Source organism: Caballeronia sp. LZ028 (genome assembly GCF_031451415.1).
In the GTDB taxonomy this organism is placed as follows: Bacteria; Pseudomonadota; Gammaproteobacteria; order Burkholderiales; family Burkholderiaceae; genus Caballeronia; species Caballeronia zhejiangensis.
The window spans coordinates 1680062-1688792 of sequence record NZ_JARUXN010000001.1 but is presented as its reverse complement, the minus strand read 5'-3'; the positions used below and the strand labels follow the sequence as shown (position 1 = coordinate 1688792).

Annotated in this window: 7 protein-coding genes; 4 read left to right on the top strand and 3 right to left on the bottom strand. The window is 61.3% G+C overall.

Translation table 11 applies throughout. From position 1 onward, the window contains the following. Positions 1 to 234 precede the first annotated feature (234 nt). The 4 genes from argE to QCE58_RS08085 all read left to right on the top strand — a co-directional run bounded on the left by argE (position 235) and on the right by QCE58_RS08085 (position 5630). Entirely contained in the window at positions 235 to 1461 is a 1227-nt protein-coding gene (gene argE / locus QCE58_RS08100; protein ID WP_250521095.1) for an acetylornithine deacetylase, read from the top strand. Between the two features lie 23 nt (positions 1462 to 1484). After that, positions 1485 to 2507 (top strand): threonine/serine dehydratase, encoded by a 1023-nt coding sequence (locus QCE58_RS08095; RefSeq protein WP_175980116.1) that lies wholly within the window; start codon positions 1485 to 1487, stop codon positions 2505 to 2507. 570 nt (positions 2508 to 3077) lie between these two features. Beyond that, the gene (locus QCE58_RS08090) at positions 3078 to 4001 is read left to right on the top strand and encodes a transporter (RefSeq protein ID WP_250521094.1); all 924 of its coding nucleotides are present in this window, start codon (positions 3078 to 3080) and stop codon (positions 3999 to 4001) included. A gap of 48 nt (positions 4002 to 4049) precedes the next feature. Continuing rightward, entirely contained in the window at positions 4050 to 5630 is a 1581-nt protein-coding gene (locus tag QCE58_RS08085) for a hypothetical protein (protein ID WP_250521093.1), read from the top strand. A 107-nt stretch (positions 5631 to 5737) separates the two neighbouring features. On the opposite strand, the gene QCE58_RS08080 is transcribed toward QCE58_RS08085, so the two are convergent. The 3 genes from QCE58_RS08080 to QCE58_RS08070 are packed head-to-tail and all read right to left on the bottom strand — an operon-like array spanning position 5738 to position 8630. Next, positions 5738 to 6553: an ABC transporter permease subunit gene (locus QCE58_RS08080; RefSeq protein WP_033536119.1), complete on the bottom strand. Its 816-nt coding sequence runs from the start codon at positions 6551 to 6553 to the stop codon at positions 5738 to 5740. Then, positions 6553 to 7461 (bottom strand): ABC transporter permease subunit, encoded by a 909-nt coding sequence (locus tag QCE58_RS08075; protein WP_033536118.1) that lies wholly within the window; start codon positions 7459 to 7461, stop codon positions 6553 to 6555. Before QCE58_RS08075 ends, QCE58_RS08080 begins: the two co-directional genes overlap by 1 nt. Then, positions 7458 to 8630 carry an ABC transporter ATP-binding protein gene (locus QCE58_RS08070; RefSeq protein WP_008349801.1) on the bottom strand — a complete coding sequence of 391 codons (1173 nt, stop codon included), beginning with the start codon at positions 8628 to 8630 and terminating at the stop codon, positions 7458 to 7460. The genes QCE58_RS08075 and QCE58_RS08070 overlap by 4 nt, the downstream gene beginning before the upstream one ends. Positions 8631 to 8731: the final 101 nt, after the last annotated feature.

Genomic DNA, 8731 nt, shown 5'->3' with positions numbered 1-8731 from the left:
TCCTTACCAACTCAACCCTTGACGCTCAATACAGTTGCTTTCTTTGCAGCAGCAAAGAAAGTGACTGCCGCCCCGCACAGGGGCAGTGCTAATAGACCGCCACGAAAACGGGATCCGGCGACAACCCCAAAGCGCCAAAGCTCAAAAGCCCCAAAACTCAAAAACCAAAAAGCCCCCTGCGGCCAGCATCATTCTTTTGGGCTATGATCAAACCCTACCCGCAGGAGCAAAAATATGTCACAGATCGCTGACACGGCGAATCTCGAAGCTCAATCCAGAACCGAAACGCCCATTTCCCTGCCGTGGATCGAACGGCTCGTATCCATCGATACCGTAAGCCGCAATCCGAATCTCGGCCTGATCGAAACGGTACGCGACGAACTGCGAAAAGCGGGCATCGAAGCGACCATCACCAACGATCCGCGCGGCCAGTGGGCGAATCTCTTCGCCACGGTCCCGGCGCACGACGGCCAAACCGACGGCGGCATCGTGCTGTCGGGTCACACCGATGTCGTTCCGGTCGACGGTCAGGACTGGCAGAGCGATCCGTTCAAGCCCGAAGTGCGCGACGGCCTCCTCTACGGCCGCGGCTCGTGTGACATGAAAGGCTTCATCGGCGCCGCGCTCGCCATGCTGCCGAAGATGCAGGCGACCAAGCTCGCGAAACCCATCCACTTCGCGCTTTCCTACGACGAAGAAGTCGGCTGCGCCGGCGCGCCGCTGATGATCGCCGACCTGAAAAAGCGCGGCCTCAAACCCGATGGCTGCATCGTCGGCGAACCGACATCGATGCGCCCGATCATCGCGCACAAAGGCATCAACACCTATCACTGCTGCGTGCGCGGCTTCGCGGCGCATTCGTCGCTGACGCCGAAGGGCCTGAACGCGATCGAGTACGCAGCGCGGCTCATCTGCCACATCCGCGATCTCGTCGACGAGTTTCGCGCGCAAGGTCCGTTCGACGAACTCTACGACGTGCCCTTCACCACCGGTCAGACGAGCACGATAAAAGGCGGCAACGCGATCAACACCGTCCCCGCCGAATGCAACTTCGAGTTCGAATTCCGCAATTTGCCGACGATCGATCCCGATCAGATCTTCGAACGCATCCAGTCGTACGCGCATGACACGCTGCTGCCGAAGATGCTGAAGGAACACGGCAACGCGGCGATCGAATTCACGAAGCTCGCGTCCGCGCCCGGCCTCGACGCCACCGAGCAGGCCGCGATCACGCAACTCGTGCGCGCGCTCACGCAAAATCAGGACAAGCACAAGGTCGCCTACGGCACCGAAGCGGGCTTGTTCGCGAACGCGGGCGTGCCGAGCATCGTCTGCGGGCCGGGCAACATCGAACAGGCGCACAAGGCGAACGAGTATGTGTCGCTCGAACAGCTCGTCCAGTGCGAGGCGTTCCTGGGCAAGTTCATCCACAGCATGTCCGTCGAAGCACAGCCCCGTTGACCTCTCCAGATCGACAACACGCCATGTCCACTGCCATGCAGCATTCCGACAATACGATCGACGGCACGCCGATTCCGACGCTCGACGAAATCGCCGAGCAGCATATGGCGCTCACGCCGTGGGTGACGCGCACCCCGACCTTCGAGCGCCACGACTTTCCGACGCTCGAAGGCACGCCGGTCACGTTCAAGTTCGAACTCTTGCAGGCAAGCGGCACGTTCAAGGCGCGCGGCGCGTTTTCGAATATCCTCGCGCTCACCGACAGCGAACGTTCGGCGGGCGTCACGTGCGTATCGGCGGGCAATCACGCGGTGGCGGTCGCGTACGCGGCGCAGCGCATGGAAGTGGGCGCGAAGGTCGTCATCATCAAGAGCGCGAGCCCGGCGCGCGTGGCGCTGTGCCGGCGCTACGGCGCGGAAGTCGTGTTCGCGGAGAACGTCGCCGAGGCGTTCGATGTCGTGCGGCGCGTCGAAGCGGAAGAAGGACGCGTGTTCATCCATCCGTTCAACGGCTATCGCACGGTGCTCGGCACGGCGACGCTCGGCTACGAGTGGACGTCGCAGGCGCCCGATCTCGACGCCGTGATCCTGCCGATCGGCGGCGGCGGCCTGGCCGCGGGCGTATCGACGGCGATGCGCCTCGCAAATCCGTCGCTGCATGTCTTCGGCGTGGAACCGGAAGGCTCGGATGCGATGAAACGCAGCTTCGAGGCGAATCACACGGTCAAGATGGGCGCGATGCACGGCATCGCCGATTCTCTGATGGCGCCGCATACCGAGCAGTACAGCTACGAGCTATGCCGGCGGCATATCGACGAGATCGTCACCGTGTCGGACAACGAGCTGCGTCACGGCATGCTGCAGTTGTTCGGTGAACTCAAACTGGCGGTCGAGCCGGCATGCGCCGCCGCTACCGCCGCCCTGCTCGGACCGTTGCGCGAGCGGCTGGAAGGCAAGCGTGTCGGCGTGCTGCTGTGCGGCACCAATACCGACCCGACGACCTTCGCGAAGCATCTCGCGCTCGCGCGGGAAGCGTCGGGCGACTGAAGCTTTCGCAAGCAGGCGTTTGCATGTCTTTTCTCGGGGCGCATCGTGCGCCCCGAACTCGTTTTGCGCAAACTTCACGCTGAGATTTTCTCAAAGCGTATTAATGAAAAAAATAATTGATCTTTGTGCATATCTTTGTCATTCCGGCGGCAAAGCTTGTCTGCGCACGTGCGCGCTGATAGTGTCGCCAACCAAATGCAGTCGGAAGATCTGTTTCTAAACCTGAGCACTGTTTAATCTTTTTCAATCGCCATTAGCGCCCGTTTCAAAGTTCGCGGAGCTGATTCGGCACGAACAAGAACTCTCTCCGGCAAGTACAGGCAGCAACGATCCATCGTTGCGGGAACACGCACGCCTACGAATAGCGATTAAATTCAATTAATGTCTACCGCGATATTTCGCAAAGCGGATAGATAGACGGATCCATTTATTACGGCGCTTTTGGACGCACCAATTTTTCAAACAATGAGCAAAATAAATCGAATCCCAGAAACGGGAATAATGCAATGCGTTTTATCTGAATTCGGCACGCGTCGCGGACTTACCGCGCGCCGATCAGTTCTGGCGCTGATGCTGGCGGCCTCATCGGTCTGCATTCCCGTTGCTCATGCAACCGAAAGCGCGCTCGGCCGGCCTGTCGCGGGCATGAGCGTCGGCCCGAGCGCGGGCATCGTGCCGCCCGAGCCGATGACCATCGTGAACTTCGAGAACATCTATCTCGACGGCTCGATCGGCGCGAACCGCTCCGTGCCGATCGCCGGCACGGCGACTGCCGGCGTCGACGCGAAGATCGACTTCACGCTCGCTACCCTGATGCGCTCGTGGGGCAGCATGGCCGGATGGAGTTTCGCGTCCGCCGTCACGCTGCCCTACGTCTGGACCGACGTGAAAGCAGGCGCGTCCGTCGGACGCCTGAACGGCGCGCGCAGCGACAGCGCCGCGAACTTGTTTGACCTCTACTTCACGCCGATCGTCGCGGGATACCACTTCTCGCGCACCGATCACATCGCGCTCAGCTTCAACGTCTGGGCGCCGACCGGCCGTTACGACCCGAACGCGCTCGCCAACACGAGCCTGAACAACTGGACCTTCGTGCCTCAAGTGGCGTACACGAAGCTCGTTCCGCAGTACGGCCTGGAATTCGACGCCGTCGCGGGACTGCAGTTCTACACGCGCAATCAAGCCACCGATTATCAAAACGCCCCGCTCTTCACGCTCGATCTAATGGGCCTGAAGAAATTCGCCAATGGCGTCGGCGTAGGCCTCGTGATGGGCACCGTTCAGCAGCTCGGCAAGGACTCCGGCCCAGTCGCCGATCGGCTCGACGGCTTCGTCGGACATGACTTCTCGCTCGGTCCCATCGTCACTTACGACACCAAGGTGGGCGGCAAACATCCCGTTTCGGCGAGCTTGCGCTGGGTGCCGAGCATCGCGAGCACGAACCGGCTCAAGAGCACCAACAGTTTCATGGCAAGCGCGACGCTGGCGTTCTGATGCCTGCCCGCATCGCGATATGAATTCAACCCGAAGAAGGAGCAACGCATGAAAAAAACCTCTGTCAGCACGATAACCGCGCTGCTGTTCGCTGCGGGCACCGCGCACGCGCTGGAAGCGAAGCAGCCGCCGCGCAACCCGTTCCTCGCCGCCGAGAAATATTCGATCACGCACTTCGATTCGTCGCAGAGCGATGCGTTTCCGTATGCGGTCAAGCCCGGCTTCTTCAACGTCGATATCAGCAAGGCGCCGCGCGTCGTCGCCGGTCCGGTGAACATCATGACGCTCGCGTCGACGTCGCCGAACTACATGTGGGGCGTGTCCAGCGAAGGCGTGACGTATATCGACGTGTCGAACGGCGGCTTCAAGGAAGTCGCACGCGCCCCGGCGCCCGGCAACAAGGTCATTCCGGCCGCGCTGCACGACAAGGTGCTCGGCGAGCGCTACACGAACATCAAGCAGGCCGAAGACGCAGTGTTCAAGACCTACGGCCTCGACTGGACGCGCGTCGTCAACGGCGTGTACTCGGTGGTGGACAAGGATAATCATGTCTACTACAACGATTCGGACGGCAACATCAGCATGTTCGGTCTCGTGGACGAAAAGAATCCGGCCGCCGGCATCAAGGTCATCAAGACCGTCGACATGAAACCGATCGTCGGCAAGGCGCATCTCGTCGGCACGGGTGTCACGTACGACGGCAAGTTCGTCGTGGCATCGAACGTGTCGATCAGCGTGTTCGACCGTTCGCTCGAAGGCCAGCCGCAGACGATCCGCTTTGCGCCGGGCGAATTCGTGAGCAACTCGTTCGCGATCGATCAGAAAGGCGGCATCTACATTGCGTCGAATCGCGTGATGCATAAGGTCGTTTGGACCGGCACGAAGCTCTCGGAAGACGAAGCAGACGGCGCATGGAAGGCCGAATACGAGCACGGCGATCAGCCGCCCGCAGTCAAGTTCGGCGACGGCACCGGCTCCACGCCCACGCTCATGGGCTTCGGCGACGACCAGGACAAGCTCGTGGTCATCACGGACGGCGCGAACCGCATGCACCTCGTCGCGTTCTGGCGCGACCAGATGCCCGCGGGCTGGAAGCAGATTCCGGGTACGAAGTCGCCGCGCATCGCCGGTCAGATCGGCATCACGGCCGGACTCAAGCATCCGCCGAAGTTCGTTCAGAGCGAACAGTCGGTGGTCGTGAACGGCTACGGCGCGTTCGTCGTCAACAACGTTGCCGAGAAGGGCCATCCGGACAAGCTCGTCGACGTGCTGTCGCTCGGTCCGGTCAACAAGCCGGCCTCGGGTGCCGAGCGTCTCGAATGGGATCCGAAGAAGCACGCATGGCGCTCGGTCTGGACGCGTGACGACGTCGTTTCCATCAGCATGGTGCCGAGCACGAGTTCGGCGTCGAACATGGTGTTCGTGAACGGCTACTATCCGAAGACGGGTTGGGAAATCACCGGCATGGACTGGAACACCGGCAAGACCGTGCATCGCGTGTCGTTCGGGCAGAGCAATCTGGGCAACGGCGCTTACGCCATCATCCAGTACATGTCCAACGGAGACCTGCTCATGAATAGCATCGGCGGTCCGACGCGCGTCGTTCTGAAGGACGCAGCAGCGAAGTAAGCGGCGCGTCTTGATGCAAGAAGGGCCATCGCGACTGAACATCGCGATGGCCCTTCGGCGTTTACAGCGTCGTGCCGGACGCGCTTTTTGCGTCCGGCCACTTGGCGTCACATCACCGTTGCGAGTTTTCTCCGTTCGCTGCGCAGCATGAAGACGTTCGCCGCGATCACGCCGACCGTCACGAGCGCGATGAACAAAGTCGCGAGCGCGTTCATCTCCGGATTCAGGCCAAGACGCACGCGCGAGAACACGACGAGCGGCAATGTCGTCGAACCGGGACCGGACAGGAACGCCGACAGCACGAGATCGTCGATCGAAAGCGTGAACGACAGCAGCCAACCGGCGACGAGCGCCTGCGAGATCAGCGGCAGCGTGATCGAGAAGAACACGCGCAGCGGCGTCGCGCCGAGATCGAGCGCGGCCTCCTCCAGCGAAGGATTCAGCTCCCGCACCCGCGATTCCACGATGATCGCCACATATGAGATGCACAACATGACGTGTCCGATCCAGATCGTGAAGAATCCGCGATCCGGCCATCCGATGAGCTTCGCCATTTCGACGAACAACAGCAGCAGCGAAATGCCCTGAATGACTTCGGGAATCACGAGCGGCGCGTTGATCATGCCCGCGTAGAGCGTGAAGCCCTTGAAGCGCCCCATGCGCGCGAGCACGAAGCCCGCCCACGTGCCGATGACGACCGACGCGCACGCCGTGAAAAACGCGATGCGCAACGACAGCCACGCCGCGTTGATCAGTTCGTCGTCGGTGACGAGCGCGCGATACCACTTGAGCGACGGCTCGGTCCAGACGGTGACGAGCGGCGAATCGTTGAACGAATAGACGATGAGACTCAGGATCGGTATATAGAGGAACGCGAACCCGAGTCCGAGCGCGGTGATTTGCAACGGACGGCTGACCTTGATCATCGCTTTTCCTCCAGTTGCTTCGCCTGGAAGTGCTGGAAAAGCGCCATCGGCACGAGCAGCAAGAGGACCATCGCGCAAGTGACGGCGGAAGCCATCGGCCAGTCGGCGTTGTTGAAGAACTCGTTCCACATGACGCGGCCGATCATCAGCGTGTCCGCGCCGCCGAGCAGTTCGGGAATCACGTACTCGCCCACCGCCGGAATGAACACGAGCAGGCAGCCCGCGATGATGCCGTTCTTCGACAGCGGCAACGTGATCTGCACGAACGCCTTCCACGGCTTCGCGCCGAGATCGTAGGCCGCTTCGAGCAAAGTCAGATCCATCTTCACGAGATGCGCGTAAAGCGGCATCACGAGAAACGGCAAATACGAATACACCATGCCGATATATACCGCGATGTTCGTGTGATACAGCTCGATCGGCGAATGCAGCAGGCCGATCGAAATCAGGAAGTTATTGAGCAGGCCGTTGTTCTTCAGAATGCCGATCCACGCGTACACGCGAATGAGGAACGACGTCCAGAACGGCAGCATCACGGCCATCATCAGGATGTTGCGCGTGGCCGGATTCGAACGGGCGATGTAATACGCCATCGGATAGCCGATCAGGAGGCACAGCACCGTCGATACCGCCGCGACCAGCAGCGAGTTCATGTAGGTCGCGAAGTACAGGCTGTCCTTGACGAGGAACGCGTAGTGCGCGAAGTCGAGCGCGATATGCATCACGCCCTCTTCCATCGTCACGAGATCCGTGTACGGCGGAATGCCGAGCTGGCTGTCGGCGAAGCTGATCTTCACGACGAGCAGGAACGGCACGAAGAACAGCAGCAGGAGCCACAGATACGGACCGCCGATGACGAGCGTGCGTCCGGAAACGCCGATGCGCTTGAGCCAGTTCGTCATCATGCGGTCAGCACCACGCCCGCCGACGCGCTCCAGCGCACGTAGACTTCGTCGTCGAACGTGGGCGAATCGATCTCGCCGATCGCGAGGCTCGACAGGTTCGCGACCACGACCTTGCCGGAATCGAGCGTCACGTGATAGAGCGTGTAGCCGCCCATGTACGCGATGTTCGTCACCTTGCCGCGGCCCCAGTTGTAGGTGCCTTCGGGCGGCTTGCGCGTGAGCGCGATGCGTTCGGGACGCACGGATATCGTCACCGGCATGCCGAGCGGCCCGGTGATGCCGTGGCTCACATAGAGCCGCACCGGAAGGTCCGGCGATTCGACGAAGATGTGATCCGGCTCGTCCTCGACGACATTGCCGTCGAAGAGATTGGTCGAGCCGATGAACTGCGCGGAGAAGCGGCTATTCGGATACTCATAGACTTCGTGCGGCGTGCCGAGCTGCACGATCTGCCCTTCGCTCATCACGGCGATGCGATTGGCCATCGTCATCGCTTCTTCCTGATCGTGCGTCACCATGATGCAGGTGACGCCCACCGTATCGAGAATATTGACGAGCTCGATCTGCGTGCGCTGGCGAATCTGTTTGTCGAGCGCGGACATCGGCTCGTCGAGCAGAAGCAGCTTAGGTCGCTTGACGAGGCTGCGCGCGAGCGCGACGCGCTGCTGCTGACCACCCGACAACTGGTGCGGCTTGCGCTTGGCGAACTTCGCCATCTGCACGAGTTCGAGCGCGTTGTGGACGCGGTCCTTCAGCTCGCCGCCCTTTACGCCTTCCTGCTTCAGCCCGAACGCGACGTTCGATTCCACGCTCATGTGGGGAAAGAGCGCGTAGGACTGGAACATCATGTTGACCGGCCGGTTGTACGGCGGCATCTTGGCGAGGTCTTCCCCGTCGATCAGAATCTGCCCTTCGGTCACCGATTCGAGTCCGGCGAGCATGCGCAAAAGAGTCGACTTGCCGCAGCCCGAGCTGCCCAGCAGCGCGAACAGCTCGCCCTTCTTCACCGACAGGTTGACGCCCCGCACGGCCGTCGTCTCGCCGAACTTCTTCACGACATCGACGATCTGCACGAAGCTGTCGTCCGTGCTCGAGACGGATGGGAAACTGCCCGGCTCGCGCCGGCCGGAATTAGGCGCTGCCTTCAACGCGCTCGACTGCTCACTCATGATTGCCTGTTCGACTCCTTGCTTCCATGCGTCTTTCGTGACTCGCCCCGCCACGCGATGCGATCACGAACAAAGCCCCCGGAGGTCCAGGGGCTTCGTCG

Bases quoted from the DNA above. Each gene is read 5' to 3' on its own strand.
- argE (WP_250521095.1), top strand. From the start codon at position 235: ATGTCACAGATCGCTGACACGGCGAATCTCGAAGCTCAATCCAGAACC.
- QCE58_RS08095 (WP_175980116.1), top strand. From the start codon at position 1,485: ATGTCCACTGCCATGCAGCATTCCGACAATACGATCGACGGCACGCCG.
- QCE58_RS08090 (WP_250521094.1), top strand. From the start codon at position 3,078: ATGCTGGCGGCCTCATCGGTCTGCATTCCCGTTGCTCATGCAACCGAA.
- QCE58_RS08085 (WP_250521093.1), top strand. From the start codon at position 4,050: ATGAAAAAAACCTCTGTCAGCACGATAACCGCGCTGCTGTTCGCTGCG.
- QCE58_RS08075 (WP_033536118.1), bottom strand. From the start codon at position 7,461: ATGATGACGAACTGGCTCAAGCGCATCGGCGTTTCCGGACGCACGCTC.
- QCE58_RS08070 (WP_008349801.1), bottom strand. From the start codon at position 8,630: ATGAGTGAGCAGTCGAGCGCGTTGAAGGCAGCGCCTAATTCCGGCCGG.